Origin of the sequence: Sphingomonas sp. ID0503, assembly GCF_048565625.1 — a bacterium.
Lineage (GTDB): Bacteria > Pseudomonadota > Alphaproteobacteria > Sphingomonadales > Sphingomonadaceae > JBLZUR01.
This window is the reverse complement of sequence record NZ_JBLZUR010000002.1, coordinates 258,589-274,442: the sequence shown is the minus strand read 5'-3', so window position 1 is coordinate 274,442 and position 15,854 is coordinate 258,589. Positions and strand designations below refer to the sequence as shown.

The window sequence follows — 15,854 nt, the reverse complement described above, 5'->3', positions numbered from 1 at the left end:
CAGCTTAGATACTGATTGTTCGGTTTATAACAAAGTCTCGCCGGATGTCGTGCGAGGTTAGGCGAGGTGTCCGCGTGCTGACCGATCTCCGCCCCGTCGTGGATGAGAGCCGCGGGATTTTCCGCGTGCCCCGCCGCGCGTTCACCGATCAGGCCGTATTCGAGCGGGAATACAGCGCGATTTTCGATCGATGCTGGCTCTATCTCGCCCATGCGTCCGAACTGCCGGAGCCGGGCAGCTTCATCACCCGCACCGTCGCGCGCCGCCCGATCCTCTTCACCCGCGATCGCGATGGCGAGTTCCACGCGCTGCTCAACACCTGCCCACACCGAGGCGCGATGGTGTGTCGCGAGCGCAAGGGCAAGTCGCCGGCGTTCCAGTGCATGTACCACGGCTGGGTCTTCGCCGCGGATGGCCGGCTGATGACCCTGCCGAGTGCAGGCGGCTACGGCGAGGACTGGAAGACGGACCCGTTCCGCCAGATGACGCATGTGCCGAGGCTCGCGCGGTTCGGCGACTTCTTCTTCATCAGCTTCGCCGCCGATGGCGAGGATCTGGCGGACTATCTTGCCGACGCGGGCGATTACCTGACGCTGGTTCAGGAGCACTCGCCGTCGGGAATGGTGATCAGCGGCGGGACGCAAGAATATGCGATTCGCGGCAATTGGAAGCTGCTCGCCGAGAATTCGGTGGACGGCTACCACGCGGCCAGCACCCATTCGACCTATCTGGAATACCTCAAGAACGCCAACGGCGCGCTCCACAACACGCGGCTGGAAGGCGTGGGCCGCGACCTGCGCAAGGGCCATGCGGTGATCGAATATGCGGCACCCTGGGGCCGCCCGATCGCAAGCTGGGTGCCGCTTTGGGGCGAGCAGGGCAAAATGGAGATCGACGCGATCTACGCGCAGTTGGAGGCGCGGCTGGGCGAGGAGCGCGCGGAGCGGCTGGCCCGGCGCAACCGCAACATGATCATCTTCCCCAATCTGGTCGTGAACGACATCATGGCGATCACGGTCAGGACCTTCTACCCGACCGCGCCGGACTACATCAACGTCAACGCCTGGTCGCTTGCCCCGCGCGAGGAGTCCGACTGGCTGCGCAAGTACAGGCTGTTCAACTTCACCGAGTTCCTGGGGCCCGGCGGCTTCGCCACGCCCGACGACGTCGAGGCGATCGAGAAGTGCCAGATCGGCTACGCCAACGAGAAGGAAGCCGCCTGGAACGACATTTCGCGCGGGATGCTGCGCGAGGGCGGATCGGCCTATGACGACGAGCTGCAGATGCGGGCCTTCTGGGCCGAATGGGATCGCCGGATCGCGGGGGTGGACGCGTGAGCGCACCCGACGTCACCGCCGCGATGATCCTGCAGCACCGGGTCGAGGCGCTGCTCTTTCATGAGGCCGACCTGCTCGATCGCTGGCAGCTGACCGAGTGGGAGGCCCTGTTCACCGACGACGCCGAATATCTCGTGCCGCCGATGGACGTGGACGGCGATACCGCTTCTCCGGACACCTCGCTCTTTTACGTGTTCGACGATCGCACGCGTCTGCACGAGCGCGTGGTTCGCCTGAAGAACAAGGGCGCGCATTCGGAATGGCCCCGATCCCGTACGCGGCGCCTGATCTCCAACGTGATTGCCCGGCCAGAGGGCGACCTCGTATCGGTCCGCGCGTCCTTCGTCGTCTACCGATCCAAGGACGGGGTCACCGACAGCTATATCGGCCACTACCTCTATCTCCTGACCGACGACGGTGCCGACCTGCGCATCGCGCGCAAGACCTGCGTGCTCGATCTCGAAGCATTGCGACCGCACGGCCGCATCAGCATCATCCTGTGAGGCAAGAATGACCGACAAGATCCGGTACAAGCGGCTTGCCTATATCGCGCTGGATGTGACGGATGTCGCGGCGAGTGCGGATTTCTACGGCAGGCTTGTCGGCCTGGAGACCATCTCCAGCAATGCCGACGAGGCGCGCCTGCGGTGCAGCGGCAAGACGCTCGACCTCATGTTGCGCAAGGGACCGACGCCCGGCCTGCGGCGCGTGTCGTTCGAGCTGACGGACACGCAGCAATTCGCCACTGCCCGTGAACGGATCGCGGCCGCCGGGCTGAGCGTCAAGGATGTCCCGGCGGACGAGGCGGCCTCGATCGGCTTCGAGAAGGGCCTGCGCTGCGCAGCACCGGGATCGGGGCTGGAGGTCGAACTCATCACCGGCTTGCAGGAGGAAGGCGCGTTCGAGCCGACCGTCGCCAAGATCGCGCGGCTGGGGCATGTCGTGATGAATGTCGGCGATTTCCCGGCGGTGCTCAAGTTCTGGACGGAGACGCTGAACTTCGCGATCTCCGACGCGGTGCCGAACCGAATCGCGTTCCTTCGCTGCTTCCCCAATCCGCTGCACCACTCGCTGGCGGTGATCGCGGCACCGCAGGACGGGTACAACCACGTCAACTTCATGGTGTCGGACATCGACGACGTGGGACGCGGCATGAACCGGATGAAGAAGGCCGACGTGCCGATCGTCTTCGGCCCCGGCCGCCATGAGCCGTCGGGCAGCATCTTCCTCTACTTCCTCGATCCCGACGGGATGACGGCCGAGTACAGCTTCGGCATGGAAGAGTTCGGCGAGCACGATGCGCGCGATCCGCGCGACTTGGACCCGACGCCCGAGACGCTGGACACCTGGGGCAGCGTACCCGATCCGCGCTTCGCCAAGACCGGCGCGCTTCTGGCCTCCGTCGATGCCTGACCTCAGCGGGCGGGTCGCCGTCGTCACCGGCGCGGGCCGGGGCATCGGCGAGGCGATCGCCGCGCGCCTTTGGGCCGACGGTGCGCGCGTGATGATCGCCGACCTTTCCAGGGATGAGGCGGACGCAGCCGCGCGCCGCATCGATCCCAAGGGCGAACGCACCGCGACGCACGAGGGCGACCTGTCCGATCCGGAGATTGCCGCGGCGCTGATCGAAGCGACGAGCACGGCATTCGGGCCGGTCGGCGTGCTGGTCAACAATGCCGGCGGCGGCATCATCCGCCCGTTCCTGTCGCATACGGTGGAGACGCTGCGGGCGACGATCGATCGCAACCTGTGGACCGCCGTCTGGTGCAGCTACTACGCGCTGCCGGTGATGAAGGCGGCAGGCTGGGGCCGCATCGTCAACATCGGCGCGGATTCGGTCCGCAACGGTCTGGTCGATCATGCCGGCTATAACGCGGCCAAGGGCGGCGTCCACGGCATGACGAGCGGCTTGGCGCGCGAGTTCGTGCGCGACGGCATAACCGTCAACACGGTGGCACCCTGCGCCGTGGTGACGCCGCAATATCGCGAGATCGAGGCGCGCGATCCCGAACTGATCCGCAAGGTCGTCGACGTCATTCCGATGGGCCGCGCCGGCACATCCGAAGAGGTGGCGAGCATGGTCGCCTATCTCGCCTCACCCGAAGCCGCCTTCGTCACCGGGCAGGTCATCTCGGTGAACGGCGGGACGACGATGCTCTGAGCCGCTTCACGCGCTTTTACAGGAGAGAGTTTCCGTGACCAATCCCGAGATCGGCAAGTCGATCGTCGCCAATGGCATCCGCACCAACTATATCGAGGAAGGCGAAGGTCCGCCGCTGATCCTGATCCACGGGTCCGGCCCGGGCGTCACCGGTTTCGCCAACTGGCGCGGCGTCATTCCCGATCTTGCCCGCCACTTCCGCGTGATCGCGCCGGACATGGTCGGCTTCGGCTACACCGACTGTCCGGCAGACATCAAGGACTTCACGCTCGATGTCTGGGTGGCCCATATCATCGGCCTGCTCGACGCGCTGGGGATCGAGAAGGCGTCGTTCATCGGCAACAGCTATGGTGGCGCGCTGAGCCTCGCTACGGCCGCGCGGCACCCGAACCGGGTGGACAAGTTCGTGCTGATGGGCGCGGCCGGCCTCGACTTCAAGATGACCGAGGGGCTCGAGCGGGTCTGGAACTACGAGCCGACGCTTGAGAACATGCGCGCGCTGATGACGACCTTTGCGTACAATGCCGACCTCGTCACCGACGTGATCGTGCAGTCGCGGCATGAGGCGAGCCTGCGTCCGGAAGGCCGCGCCGCCTATGAGCGCCTGTTCCCCGAACCGCGGCAGGAGAAACTGTCCCGCCTCGCCACGCCGGAGGACGACATCCGCCGCATCGAGCACAAGGCGATGATCGTCCACGGACGCGAAGACGTGATCGTGCCGGTCGAGAACGCCTATCGCTTTTCCAGCTTGCTCAAGCATTCCGAACTGCACGTCTTTGGCGAATGCGGCCATTGGACCCAGATCGAGAAGCGCGACCGCTTCGTCGAACTGGTGACCCCATTCCTGCTCGGCTGATCAGCCCGCCTTGGCGGTGAGATAGGCCCACATCCTCTCGACGACGCCGCCCGCAAAGACCTGGCGGGCGGCGGTCTCCTCGGCGTCGAGCAAGCCCGTCTCCGGATCGGCACCGCTGGAGCGCACCGCCAGCTCGACGCGCGCGGCGTCCTCAAGGAACCATGAGAGGGTCACCGCCTTTTCCAGCGCATCGGCGACGACCACCGCGCCATTGCCCCGCATCACGATCGCCGGTGCGCCGCCGAGCGTCTCCCCGAGCGCGGCGGCGCTGGCATCGTCGCGGAGAAGGCGCGGGTCGTCCCAGAGAACCAGATCGGGGAAATAGGCGCCGATGCCGTGGCGCGGGCGCGGCAAGATGCGCTGGGTGGACAGCGCCATGAGCGCCGGCGGCATGATCCGGCAGATGCCGCGCACCTCCGGCCGGCGCGCGTAGATCGCCTGATGCGCCCGCACCTCCCCCAGCACGCCGTCCGGCAAGGGAGCGGCCACCGGCACCACGGTCCCTGGCTCCTCCCCGATCAGCCCCATCGGCATCGCCGCGCAGACGAGAAAACTGTCCGCATCGAGCCTCAGACTGCAATGCCCATAGGCATGGACCAGCCCCGCGCCGCCCAATGCGCGCGCCGCCTGCTGAACCAGGCGCTGATCCGCCGCCGTTACCATGACATCCTCCCTCGATTTCGCATGGGCATGCCCGGTTCGGCCGAAGGTGACAATCCGTCGCCGTGCCCGCTATGGCGGGCGGAGCACACCGAGCGGTTGGGACAAGTTGGATGAAGATGCGGGATCTGGAGGCGCGGACGGGGGTGAACCGCGAGACGATCCGCGTCTTCTTTCGCAACGGCCTCTTGCCCGAACCGCATCGCCCGGCCCGCAATGTCGCCGATTATGACGAGACCCATGTCCGCGCGATCCTGGCCGTGCGGGAGTTGCAACGGGACAGCGGGCTGACGCTGGCGCAGATCAAGTCGGCATTGGCGGGCAACGCATCCCGCCGGCTGGAGGCGGGCGCGTTCCATCATCTGGAGGAACTCCTCGCCACCCGCGTTGGGATCGGTGCCGAGACGGTGCCGGTCGATGTGCTCCACGACAGCAATCCCAGCGCCGAGACGGACGTCGATGCGCTCGAACAGCTCGGCCTCGTCTCGCCGCAGCGCGAGGACGGCGGTGTGCGGCTGACCCTGAGCGACGCGAAGCTGATCGAGATCTGGGGTCGGATGCGGCAGGTCGGCTTTATCGAGCAGATCGGCTTTTCGCCGGACATCCTGTCCTACTACCGCGAGGCGTCCGAATATGTCGCGGCGAACGAGGCCCGACTTTTTCTTGAAAGGGTTTCAGGGCGCATCGATGAGGAGCGGGCGGCGACCATGTTGCAACAGGCGCTACCGCTGATGCTCGATTTCTTTGGCCTGCTGCGGCAGAAGTCGTTCATGCGCTTTATCCATGACGCGACGCAGGACGATGCGCCGGTGCTGCCGGAGCCTGCGATGTTGCCGCCGATCGCACCGGGAGAGCGCGACAGGTAATGTCGCGACGGCCGCGAAAGGATGGAAAGTCTCAAAAGTCCCATCTCAACGGGTGCGCCCGCGCCCGCCTGCACGCGCCCGCACGCGAGCGGGGATGATAAACGATCGAAAGAGCCAGCAGCGGCAAAGCACTTATTTTCCTACATTGGAAGGCTAAAGATCGGGCGGTTCGCTTAGCACTCCTCCTGTTGGCGAGGCGGCGCAGAATGCCGGGCGGGATGCCGATCTGCTCGGCAACGACCCTGCCCCGCCAGACGCGAGAATCTCGCCCCGGAAAAAACAGGTCACTCGCATGGAAAGTTTTTGATCGGCTCGATTGTCTTGCGTATAGGAGATGCGCCTTCGCCATAAGATCAAACGCGAAGGCACGGAAAATGCCGTTTCAGAGGGGATGCATTGATGAAATCGCCAGTCTTCCTGCGCCTGCTTGGCAGCTCGGCGCTGTTGCTCGTGAGCGTTAGCAGCGCGACGGCGTTCGCCCAGACCGCGCCGAGCGGCGGCGATACGGGCGGCGCGGGTCCCGCCGGCGCAGCGCCCGGCCAGCCCGGCGCGGCCGGTGGCGCCGGCCCCGGTGCAGACGCCTCATCCAGCGACAATGTCGGCGAGATCGTCGTCACCGCGACCAAGCGCGAGCAGAGCCTGAACCGCGTCGGCCTGACCATCTCGGCGCTGAGCGGCCAGCAGCTCGCCACCCAGCGCGTCGGCAACGTGGCGGACCTCGCCAAGGTGACGCCCGGCCTGACCTTCGCCCCGACGCCGAACTCGACGCCGGTCTACACGATCCGCGGCGTCGGCTTCTTCGAAGCGTCGCTTGCCGCCTATCCGAGCGTCAGCCTCTACCTCGATCAGGTGCCTCTCTCGCTGCCCGCGATGTCGGCGCTGACCGCGTTCGACTTGGAGCGCGTCGAGGTGCTGAAGGGGCCGCAGGGCACCCTGTTCGGCAATAACGCGACCGCCGGCGCGATCAACTTCGTTGCCGCCAAGCCGACCGACGCCTTCCATGCCGGTGCGGAGCTCAGCTACGGCCGGTTCAACATGGTCGAGGGTTCGGCCTATGTCAGCGGCGCGCTGACCAGCACGATGAAAGCGCGCCTTGCCGTCAAGTTCGCGCGCGGCGACGATTGGCAGAAGAGCTATACCCGCGTCGACGGCGGCGTCGATCCAGCGCTGGTGGCGATCGGCGTGGCGCCCAGCAGCAACAACCGGCAGGACACGCTCGGCGAGACCAAGAACGTCGCCGGCCGCTTCCTGCTCGACTGGGAGCCGAGCGACAGCCTGCGGTTCAGCTTCAACCTGAACGGCTGGCGCGACCAGAGCGATCCGCAGGCGCCGCAGCACAAATACGTCCAGCCGCAGAACCCGCCGGGTTCGGTCGGCCCGATCGGTGCGGTGCCCGCCAATCTGCCGATCTTCCTCTACCCGATCGCGCCGAACAAGGCGCGGGCGGCTGATTGGGATCCGAACCACCGGCCGTTTGCGGACAACAAGTTCTGGCAAACCTCGCTGCGCGCCGACTACGATCTCTCCGATGATCTGACGATCACCTCGATCAGCGGGTACAGCCATCTCCGGTTCCTGAACGCCACTGAATCGGACGGTACATCGACCGAGGGGCTGGACCTTGATCCGGATATCGGCAAGGTGAAGTCGTTCACGAGCGAGCTTCGCATCGCGAACTCGGGCAGCAATCGCCTGCGCTACACTCTCGGTGCGAACTATGAGCACACCACGGCCGACGAGTTGATCTACCTCTATATCGGCGGAACCTCGTCACGCGCGCAGAACGGCTTTTCGGGTAATGCCTACGGTTCCGACCAGACGATGAAGAACTACGCCGCGTTCGGGAATATCGAATTCGACGTCACCGACCAGATCACCCTGAAGGGTGGTATCCGGCAGACCAAGGCCAAGCGCGACGCCTTTATCCGCTCACCATTCGAGACACCCGGGCTGTTCCCCGGCGGCGCGCTGGGTCCGTGCTCGCTCACGAACTTCTTCAACGCGACCTACGCGGCGCTGTATGGCGGGGCCGTGCCGACGATCCAGTGTGGCGAGGGCATCGCGATCGACAACCGCGTCAATGCCGACGGGACGCCGGTTGATCCCGACACCTACCTGACCACCAAGCCGCGTCAGGACAAGCTCAACGAGGACAGCACCTCGTGGAGCGCGGGCGTCGACTTCAAGCCGACCAGCAACCTGCTGATCTACCTGAACGTCTCGCGCGGCTTCAAGGCGGGCAGCTTCCCGACGCTAGCCGGCGCCATCTACTCGGCCTACGATCCGGTGACGCAGGAAAAGCTGACCGACTATGAAGGCGGGTTCAAGGCCCAGCTCTTCGATCGCAAGGTGTCAATCAACGGTGCCGCGTTCCTGTACGACTTCCGCGACAAGCAGCTTCGCGCGAAGTTCGTCGATCCGATCTTCGGCGCGCTCGACAACCTCGTGAACGTGCCGAAGTCGAAGGTAAAGGGTGCCGAGATCTCGATCAACGCCCAGGCGGCGCAGGGCCTCACCTTGTCGGCCTCGGCGACCTACCTCGACGCGAAGGTGCGCCGTTATGACGGCATTGTCGGCTCGACGGTTAATTCACTCGGCCTGCGTGATCCGGTCATTGCATCCTTCAAGGGCGTCGACCTGCCCTTCGCGCCCGAATTGCAGTACGCCATCCGCGCCGACTACACGACGCCGATCAACGACCGCTTCAACTTCTTCATCGGCGCGGGCGTGAACGGCCAGAGCTCCTCGATCGGCATCCTGACGACCTCGGCGCTCGATCGCGAACGCTACAAGATCAACGCCCGCGCGCTGGTCGACGGCAATCTCGGCATCGCCACCGCGGACGGGCATTGGCGGATGACCGTCTGGGGCAAGAACATCTTCAACAAGTACTATTGGACCCAGGCGATCCAGGCATATGACAACATCGTCCGCTATGCCGGCCGGCCCGCCGAATACGGGGTCAGCGCCTCCTACAAGTTCTGACGCAAGAGGGGCCGGGATCGATGATCCCGGCCCTTTTTCTTTCAAGTACCGCCGCTTCGTGGAGACTCGTATGAGCGTAAAGATGTATGGCCTGATCCCGCCGAAGCCGGGCATGGGCCTCGACGAGTTCCACGATTATTACCGCCATCCGCACGGGACGATGGGTCGCCATCTCTCCACGATGCGCGGCTATTACCAGAACCACCGCATCGAGACCGATCGCCTGCCCGCCTATGACGCGCCGTTCGAGGCGGTCGCCGAGATCTGGCTCGACAACGTCGCCGACGCCGTGAACTTCCGCGAGGAACCGGTGCTCGTCAAATACCTGATCGAGGACGAGCCGAAGTTCGTCGACATGGATCGGCTGACCTTCTTTGCGGGCGTGTCGGAGGTCCTGACTTCCGGGCCGCGCTGGAACATCGGCCTGCATCCCGGCGACGAGATGTGGAACCCGGCGCGCAGCCCGATGAGCGTCAAGATCCTGCAGTTCATCCTACCGGACGGCAATGCCGACTGGGCGCAGGCCGACGATGAGGCGCTGGGCGAAAAGCTCGGCGTATTCCGCCACACCCGGGCTCGCCCCATCGCCGAGGTGCATGACAACGCGCCGACCTTCATCGGCCTGCGCGAGCTTTGGTGGCCGACCCGCCTGGAGTTCCACAAGTCGGCCGATCGCGAGCCCGCGGCGCTCCGAGCGCTGCTCGACCGTGGCGGCAGATCCGTGACGATGCTGGCGCAGGCCGAACGCTTCATCTGATCCGCACCGCGCGCGCGAGGAGTGCCCGCATGACTTACGACGAGAAGATCGAGGCCGAGCCTGCGAAGCTGGCCCTGAATTACACGCGCGAGGCCGGCCTGCTGCCCGAGCCTGTGCCGCTCGATCCCTATCGAACGAAGGACTTCTTCGAGGCGGAGCGCGACAATGTCTTCGGGCGAAGCTGGCTGGTGCTGGCGCGCATCGAGGAGCTGCCGAACATCGGCGACTATCTCGTCCGCGAGATCGAGGTGCTCGGCGCGTCGGTCATCCTGACGCACGCCCGCGACGGGCAGATCCGCGCCTTCCACAACGTCTGCTCGCACCGTGCCAATCAGGTGGTCTGGGACAAGAAGGGCAATGCCTCGCGCCTGCTCTGCCGTTACCACAACTGGACTTACGGCAATGACGGGCGGTTGATCGGCGTTCCGGACGAGGGATCGTTCGAGAACCTCGACAAGGCAAAGTGCGGACTGTCGAAGATCACCTGCGAGGTCTGGGAAGGCTTCGTCTTCGTCAACCTGGAACGGCAGCCGTCGACCACGCTGAAGGAATTCCTCGGCGACCTCGGCCCCTATCTGGAAGGGATCGAGTACAAATACGCCGACAACCCGATCGTCATCGAGGCCGAGCTTGAGTGCAACTGGAAGGTTGCGCTCGACGCCTTCATGGAGGCGTACCACATCCCCGCCATTCACGCGAACACGATCGGCAAGACCTTCAGTTCGCAGGACAACAAGTTCGCCCATATCCTGGGCGCGCGGTTCTTTGGCCCGCATCGTAGCGCGGCGCTGTACGGCAATCCGGACTATGTCCCGTCCGGCGAGGCCTATGTCGAGCGACTGGCCTATGAGGCGATGGGGACCGCCAATGTCGTGGCGGCGGGCAGCAAGGACGACATGGCGTCGTACCTGGCGCATCCCGCCGTCAACTTCCCGAAAGCGAAGGAATGGGTTCATGACGTCCACGTCATCTTCCCGAACTTTCATATCGATACGGGTCAGGGCGGGTTCCTAACCCACCAGTTCTGGCCGCTGACGCCGAATACCTGCCGGTACGAGGCGCGTTTCTACATCGCGGAGGCTGACAACGCGCGCCTCCGCTTCATGCAGGAGGCATATATCTGCCGCGTGCTGGAGGTGCTGCTGGAAGACCTGAGCAACGTGAAGCGGACGCAGCGCGGCATCGATTCCGGCGGCAAGGACTTCATGGTGCTGCAGCAGAACGAGGTGATGATCCGCCATTCCGTCCACCATGTCGAACGCTGGGCGCGGGCGCACAGCGTGGCGGAGGCGACGGCGTGACCGGCCGTCTTCCGGCCGGCTTCGAGGAACTGGAGCCGTTCGTCGAGGAATGGGACCTTCCGACCTTCAACGCGCGCCGCGCCTATCGTGGTGGGCGATCGATGGAGGAGATCAGGCGGTTCTACGACGCAATGGTGCCGCGCGCCTCCGACGCGCTGGCGCTGGTCGATGGCCATGCCTTTCCGGACCTGCCTGAGGATGTCGCCCGTCTCTACCGCCTGCTGCTGGCGCTGAACCATGCGGCGATGGCGATCGAGGTGCATGGCGCGCCCCGCGCACCCTATGCGCCCTATCCCGACCAGCTGACGGTGACGCGGAGCTTCGCCACTTTCGGCTGATCGAAAAAAGACGGGAGAGGACGATGATCCAGGACGCCGATATCGACTTTCACCCGACCGACCCCGATCAGCACGACTGGGCGGAGACCAATTACTTCGCCTTCTTCAATGCGGAACTGGGTATCTGCGGGCATCTACAGGCGCTGTTCCGGCCCAATCTGGGAGTGGTGATGACGGACGTGCGGATCTGGCGCGGGCTGGTGAACCGCAGCTGGGATGCGCTCTACGTCGCCAACCACCATCACCAGCCGATGTCGAAGAGCCTGCGCCGCTATACCCTGCCGAGCGGCCTGTCGGTCGAGGCGTTGTCGGTGCGCGACTACCGCGTCGATTATCTCGGCACGGACGAGACGGAGATCCACTTCGACGTGCGCGGGATCATGCCGCCCTACGACATCGCCGATCCCGAGATGGACCCGGTGACCCGGCGGCAGATGGACGGCGGCTTCGTGCTGGGCGAGGCCTATCGCGGGCATTGGGACATGCACGCGCGGGTGACCGGCGAAATCCGCTGCCGGGGCGAGACCTTCCCGATCGACTGCGTGCAGGTGATGGATCACAGCTGGGGGCCGCGCACCGAGACCGAACTGCCGGCGATGATGTGGCTGGGCAGCTACTTTCCGGAGCGCGACCTTGCCGTCCACGCCTTCTTCCCGGCGGACCCGGCAGCCAGCGACACCCTGTCGCTGGCGCACGGCTACATCTGCGAAGGCGGAAAGGTGACCGGGCTGACCGGCGGCCAACTGAAGCTCACCCGCCTGGAATACCAGCCCATCGCCGGTATCTGGGAAGTCGAGGACGCCGACGGACGTCGTCTGACCCTATACGGCGCGGCGATCGCGGGCGGACCCTGGCCAGTCTATCCAAGCGTCGACGTCGGCATCTCGCTGATGCGCTGGACGCTCGGCGGCGATGTCGGCCACGGCCTGGCCATGGAAAACAGCGCGATGGCCTATCGCGTGCGGCACGGCGCGGCGGCGCGGGGCTGACCCGCGCCGGCCGCTTCGCTCAGAACGCGACCTGGTCGCCGCCTTTCAGCTGAAGAATTTCGCGCGCCTCGTCCGGCGTCGCCACCGACAGGCCAAGCCCCTCGATGATCTTGCGCACCTGAAGAACCTGATCGGCGTTGGTCTTGGCGAACTGGCCCTTGCCGAGCCACAGCGAGTCCTCCAGCCCGACGCGGACATTGCCGCCCATTGCCGCACCGATCGCGGCAATCGGCATCTGGCTGCGCCCTGCCCCCAGCACCGACCAGCGGTAATCGTCGCCGAACAGCCGGTCGGCGGTGCGCTTCATGTGCAGCACCTCCTCCGGCGAAGGGCCGATGCCGCCGAGCAGGCCGAAGACGGTCTGGATGAAGAGCGGCGCCTTCACCAAGCCTTCCTGGTAGAAATAGTGGAGGTTGTGCAGGTGGCTGGTGTCGTAGCACTCGAATTCGTAGCGGGTGTTCGTCTCGTTCAGCGTTTCGAGCGCGTAGCGGATGTCCTTGAAGCTGTTGCGGAAGACGAGGTCATGGCTGCCTTCCAGCATCGCCGGTTCCCAGTCGTGCTTGAACTCCTTGAAGCGCTTCAGCATTGGGAACAGGCCGAAGTTCATCGATCCCATGTTGAGGCTGGCGACTTCCGGCTTCCACACGGAGGCCGGGCGAATACGCTCCTCGACCGGCATGTAGGGCGAGCCGCCGGTGGTGAGGTTCACCACGACGTTAGAAGACTGCTTGATGACGCGGAGGAACGGCTCGAATGCTTCGGGCGACTGATCCGGGCGGCCATCCTCGGGATTGCGCGCGTGGAGGTGGACGATCGCGGCACCCGCCTCCGCCGCGCCGAGGGCGGATTCGGCGATTTCCTGCGCGGTGACCGGCAGATGCGGCGACATCGACGGGGTGTGGATAGAACCCGTGATCGCACAGGTGATGATAACCTTGTCGCTCGCCATGTCGTCCTCCCCAAAACTTTGTCGATCGGTGGTTTGCGGCAATCGCCTGCCGCGTCAAGACGCCAAAGAGCTCCGCTTGCGAAAAGCTGACAATCTGGTCAGGATGTACGCCGGAAGACGACATAAAGGAGAGGGTCATGCGGGGTTTGAGCGGCAAGTCCGTGCTGGTGACGGGCGGCGGTAGCGGCATCGGGCGCGCGGTGGCGCTGCTGCTGGCCGAGTCGGGATCGCGGGTCACGGTCGCCGACCGTACGGCAGAGGCGGCGGAGGCGGTCGCGCGTGAGATTCGCGACGCCGGTCAGGTGGCGGAGGCGGTCACCGCCGATGTCTCGTCCGAGGATGACGTCCGCGCGATGGTGGAAGCAGCCGGCCGTCTTGGTCCGCTGACCGGCGCGGTCAATGCGGCGGGGGTGCCGCAGGTCGGCAAGCTCCTCCACGAGGTCGACCTGGCTGAATGGGACCGGTGCCACGGCGTGAACCTGCGCGGCCTGTTCCTGTGCAACAAGTACGAGGTCGCGGCGATGCTGGCGGCGGGCGGCGGATCGATCGTCAACATCGCATCGACGGCGGCGATGGTCGGCTTTCCCAACGGCGCGGAATATTGCGCCAGCAAGGCGGGCGTGATGGGCCTCGTCCGGGGCGGCGCGATCGATTACGCAACCAAGGGCATTCGCATCAACGCCGTGCTGCCGGGTGGGACGCTCACGCCGATGCTGAAAGGCGCGATGGCGCTCGATCGGGGGCTGGAGCCGGCGCTTGCGGCCGTCCACCCGATGAACCGCTTCGGCCAGCCGGAAGAGATCGCAGCGGCGGCGCGCTTCCTGATCTCGGACGAGGCGAGCTTCGTCACCGGCGCGTCCTACGCGGTCGACGGCGGACATACCTGCATCTGATGGCGCGAGGGCGGGTTTCCCCCGCCCTCCGCTTCAAACGCGCGCGGGCGTCAGCAGGGTGTCGATCGGCGGGACGGTGGAGTCCGCGCCTTCGAAGCCGGACCCGGCGTTGAAGGCGCGGATCAGCTCCACCGTGCCGCGCGTGCCAGACAGGACATCGGCCGACAGGGCAGCGATCCCGCCCTCACCCGCCGCCGCGATCCGTTCCGCCAGCCGCGCGTTGAGCGCGCCGCGACACGCCTCGACCTCGAACGCCTCCGCCTCCGGATCACGGAGCATTGCGCGGGCGTCGTCGATCGCCTGTGCCAGCGCGGCCTCGGCCGATCCGGCGTTCAGCGTCTCGGCAAGCGCGATCGCCTTTTCCAGCAGGCGGCGGACGAAGCGGCGCTGCTTCGGCAGGTTGGCGCGCACCAGGCCGAGCGTGGCCATGATGAGGCCCAGCTGCTCGCCCGCAGGCTTGTCGGCCGGGTCGAGCGCGGGCTTGATCGTGTCCTGCAGCGCTTTCAGCACCACTTGGAGCTGAAGGTCGAGATCGGGAACCATCAGGCGGCCTCCTCCAGCGTGGTGCGCATCTGTTCCATAAGCGGATAGGACACCATCGCCAGCCAGGCGACGACGATGTCCTGATGGGTCTTGCCGCCGCGCGCGACGCGATAACCGGTGCCGGCGCAGATCGAGACGGACATATAGGCCGCCAGCACGCGGAAATAGCGCATCCGCTTCGGATCGACCGAGAGGCCGGAGGCCGCCTCATAGCGTTCCGCGAACTCGGTCGAAGGGAACAGGCCGGCGATCAGGTCGTGCTTGCCGTCCTCGCTGCGGTGGCGGAACGCGCTTTGCGAGGCCCAGGCGAGATCCTGATGGCGGTCGCCGAGGAACGCCAGTTCCCAATCGAGCCAGGCGGTGATCTGCTTGGTTTCCTCGCTGAAGAGGAAGTTGCCGTTGCGGCAGTCGCCGTGGACGACCGAGACATGATCGAGCGGCGGGGCATTGGCGATCAGCCACTGATAGGCGAACTCCATCAGCGGATCGTCTTCCTCGCGATCCTCCTCCCATACCCGCCGCCACCAGTTGACGAAGCGGATGGTGGACGCGTTGCTGCCGATCTCCGCCTTGTCATAATGCGGGAGCTTCTCCGCGATCGCAGCGCCCTCGCGATGAATGCGGCCGATGTGGTTCAGCACCTGCTCGGCGAGGACGGGGCGGAACTCCGGGCCGTAGTTCAGGCCGATGCCGGTGACTTGCGTGGTGGGCAGGTTGGTCGGCCGGGTGACACCTTCGGCGAAACCGTAGACGAGCGCCGGATAGGGCAGATGCTGGCCGTCGGGATCGACCCAGAAGCAGGGGGGCACCGGCACGATGCCGTCGAGCGCCTGGATCAGCTCGAACTCGCGCTGGCGGCTGGTTTCCACGACCGATTCAGGCGGCTCCATGCGGAGCACCATGGGGGTGACCCGGCGATCGCCGCCCTCGACGCCGTTCCATTCGAGATCGAACGCGACCTGGATCTTGGACGCGCCACCGGTCAGCCAGCGCACGCGCGACAGGGCGAAGTCGCTTGTGCCGTTCGCCTCGATCAGGCTGTGCAGACCGTCGATCAGCCGCTGCATCGGAACCGGAGAATACCCTTCCCCGCCGCGCAGGCGCATCTTGCGCGTGAGGATACGGTCGATCTCGGTCTCGACGGGAAAGCGGCGGCGGATTGCCTCGATGAAAGCGTCGGTCGGAGCGGCGCGCGGATCTGCGGGTGTGGACATCTTTA

At 65.6% G+C, this 15,854-nt stretch carries 16 protein-coding genes; 12 read left to right on the top strand and 4 right to left on the bottom strand.

The annotated features are described in order from the left end of the window. Positions 1–74: 74 nt before the first annotated feature. The 5 genes from ACM608_RS02325 to ACM608_RS02305 are packed head-to-tail and all read left to right on the top strand — an operon-like array spanning position 75 to position 4,354. A complete protein-coding gene (locus ACM608_RS02325) occupies positions 75–1,337 on the top strand; it encodes an aromatic ring-hydroxylating oxygenase subunit alpha (RefSeq protein ID WP_419681515.1) in 1,263 nt (420 codons plus the stop codon). After that, positions 1,334–1,840: an aromatic-ring-hydroxylating dioxygenase subunit beta gene (locus ACM608_RS02320; protein WP_419681513.1), complete on the top strand. Its 507-nt coding sequence runs from the start codon at positions 1,334–1,336 to the stop codon at positions 1,838–1,840. The genes ACM608_RS02325 and ACM608_RS02320 overlap by 4 nt, the downstream gene beginning before the upstream one ends. Before the next feature lie 7 nt (positions 1,841–1,847). Beyond that, positions 1,848–2,750 (top strand): VOC family protein, encoded by a 903-nt coding sequence (locus ACM608_RS02315; RefSeq protein ID WP_419681512.1) that lies wholly within the window; start codon positions 1,848–1,850, stop codon positions 2,748–2,750. Beyond that, positions 2,743–3,498 carry an SDR family NAD(P)-dependent oxidoreductase gene (locus ACM608_RS02310; protein WP_419681511.1) on the top strand — a complete coding sequence of 252 codons (756 nt, stop codon included), beginning with the start codon at positions 2,743–2,745 and terminating at the stop codon, positions 3,496–3,498. The genes ACM608_RS02315 and ACM608_RS02310 overlap by 8 nt, the downstream gene beginning before the upstream one ends. Before the next feature lie 34 nt (positions 3,499–3,532). Further along, on the top strand, positions 3,533–4,354 hold the full coding sequence (locus ACM608_RS02305; RefSeq protein ID WP_419681509.1) for an alpha/beta fold hydrolase: 822 nt from the start codon (positions 3,533–3,535) through the stop codon (positions 4,352–4,354). On the opposite strand, the gene ACM608_RS02300 is transcribed toward ACM608_RS02305, so the two are convergent. Continuing rightward, complete coding sequence (locus ACM608_RS02300) at positions 4,355–5,017, bottom strand: class II aldolase/adducin family protein (protein WP_419681507.1); 663 nt, start codon at positions 5,015–5,017, stop codon at positions 4,355–4,357. 110 nt (positions 5,018–5,127) lie between these two features. Between ACM608_RS02300 and ACM608_RS02295 the strand changes: the two genes are divergently transcribed. The 6 genes from ACM608_RS02295 to ACM608_RS02270 all read left to right on the top strand — a co-directional run bounded on the left by ACM608_RS02295 (position 5,128) and on the right by ACM608_RS02270 (position 12,250). Further along, positions 5,128–5,880, top strand: a complete 753-nt coding sequence (locus tag ACM608_RS02295; protein ID WP_419681505.1) for a MerR family transcriptional regulator — start codon at positions 5,128–5,130, stop codon at positions 5,878–5,880. Positions 5,881–6,279: 399 nt separating this feature from the next. Further along, positions 6,280–8,865 (top strand): TonB-dependent receptor, encoded by a 2,586-nt coding sequence (locus ACM608_RS02290; protein ID WP_419681503.1) that lies wholly within the window; start codon positions 6,280–6,282, stop codon positions 8,863–8,865. A gap of 70 nt (positions 8,866–8,935) precedes the next feature. Then, complete coding sequence (locus ACM608_RS02285) at positions 8,936–9,622, top strand: EthD domain-containing protein (RefSeq protein WP_419681501.1); 687 nt, start codon at positions 8,936–8,938, stop codon at positions 9,620–9,622. 29 nt (positions 9,623–9,651) lie between these two features. Further along, positions 9,652–10,923 carry an aromatic ring-hydroxylating oxygenase subunit alpha gene (locus tag ACM608_RS02280; protein WP_419681499.1) on the top strand — a complete coding sequence of 424 codons (1,272 nt, stop codon included), beginning with the start codon at positions 9,652–9,654 and terminating at the stop codon, positions 10,921–10,923. Next, positions 10,920–11,261 carry a hypothetical protein gene (locus tag ACM608_RS02275; protein ID WP_419681498.1) on the top strand — a complete coding sequence of 114 codons (342 nt, stop codon included), beginning with the start codon at positions 10,920–10,922 and terminating at the stop codon, positions 11,259–11,261. Before ACM608_RS02280 ends, ACM608_RS02275 begins: the two co-directional genes overlap by 4 nt. 23 nt (positions 11,262–11,284) lie before the next feature. Beyond that, on the top strand, positions 11,285–12,250 hold the full coding sequence (locus ACM608_RS02270) for a DUF7065 domain-containing protein (RefSeq protein WP_419681496.1): 966 nt from the start codon (positions 11,285–11,287) through the stop codon (positions 12,248–12,250). 19 nt (positions 12,251–12,269) lie between these two features. Here ACM608_RS02270 and ACM608_RS02265 read toward each other — a convergent pair whose 3' ends face one another. Continuing rightward, positions 12,270–13,199, bottom strand: coding sequence for a 3-keto-5-aminohexanoate cleavage protein (locus ACM608_RS02265; protein ID WP_419681494.1), 930 nt, complete (start codon positions 13,197–13,199; stop codon positions 12,270–12,272). A gap of 137 nt (positions 13,200–13,336) precedes the next feature. Here ACM608_RS02265 and ACM608_RS02260 point away from each other — a divergent pair, with 137 nt between their 5' ends. Then, positions 13,337–14,092 (top strand): SDR family NAD(P)-dependent oxidoreductase, encoded by a 756-nt coding sequence (locus ACM608_RS02260; protein ID WP_419681492.1) that lies wholly within the window; start codon positions 13,337–13,339, stop codon positions 14,090–14,092. 33 nt (positions 14,093–14,125) lie between these two features. Here the strand turns inward: ACM608_RS02260 and ACM608_RS02255 are convergent, their stop codons facing one another. Further along, positions 14,126–14,635: a hypothetical protein gene (locus tag ACM608_RS02255; RefSeq protein ID WP_419681490.1), complete on the bottom strand. Its 510-nt coding sequence runs from the start codon at positions 14,633–14,635 to the stop codon at positions 14,126–14,128. Beyond that, positions 14,635–15,849, bottom strand: a complete 1,215-nt coding sequence (locus ACM608_RS02250) for a phosphotransferase family protein (protein WP_419681488.1) — start codon at positions 15,847–15,849, stop codon at positions 14,635–14,637. Before ACM608_RS02250 ends, ACM608_RS02255 begins: the two co-directional genes overlap by 1 nt. Positions 15,850–15,854: the final 5 nt, after the last annotated feature.

Coding starts and splice junctions, on each gene's coding strand:
- ACM608_RS02265 (WP_419681494.1), bottom strand. CDS start 13,199: ATGGCGAGCGACAAGGTTATCATCACCTGTGCGATCACGGGTTCTATC.
- ACM608_RS02290 (WP_419681503.1), top strand. CDS start 6,280: ATGAAATCGCCAGTCTTCCTGCGCCTGCTTGGCAGCTCGGCGCTGTTG.
- ACM608_RS02295 (WP_419681505.1), top strand. CDS start 5,128: ATGAAGATGCGGGATCTGGAGGCGCGGACGGGGGTGAACCGCGAGACG.
- ACM608_RS02300 (WP_419681507.1), bottom strand. CDS start 5,017: ATGGTAACGGCGGCGGATCAGCGCCTGGTTCAGCAGGCGGCGCGCGCA.
- ACM608_RS02280 (WP_419681499.1), top strand. CDS start 9,652: ATGACTTACGACGAGAAGATCGAGGCCGAGCCTGCGAAGCTGGCCCTG.
- ACM608_RS02310 (WP_419681511.1), top strand. CDS start 2,743: ATGCCTGACCTCAGCGGGCGGGTCGCCGTCGTCACCGGCGCGGGCCGG.
- ACM608_RS02315 (WP_419681512.1), top strand. CDS start 1,848: ATGACCGACAAGATCCGGTACAAGCGGCTTGCCTATATCGCGCTGGAT.
- ACM608_RS02285 (WP_419681501.1), top strand. CDS start 8,936: ATGAGCGTAAAGATGTATGGCCTGATCCCGCCGAAGCCGGGCATGGGC.
- ACM608_RS02250 (WP_419681488.1), bottom strand. CDS start 15,849: ATGTCCACACCCGCAGATCCGCGCGCCGCTCCGACCGACGCTTTCATC.
- ACM608_RS02255 (WP_419681490.1), bottom strand. CDS start 14,635: ATGGTTCCCGATCTCGACCTTCAGCTCCAAGTGGTGCTGAAAGCGCTG.
- ACM608_RS02270 (WP_419681496.1), top strand. CDS start 11,285: ATGATCCAGGACGCCGATATCGACTTTCACCCGACCGACCCCGATCAG.
- ACM608_RS02260 (WP_419681492.1), top strand. CDS start 13,337: ATGCGGGGTTTGAGCGGCAAGTCCGTGCTGGTGACGGGCGGCGGTAGC.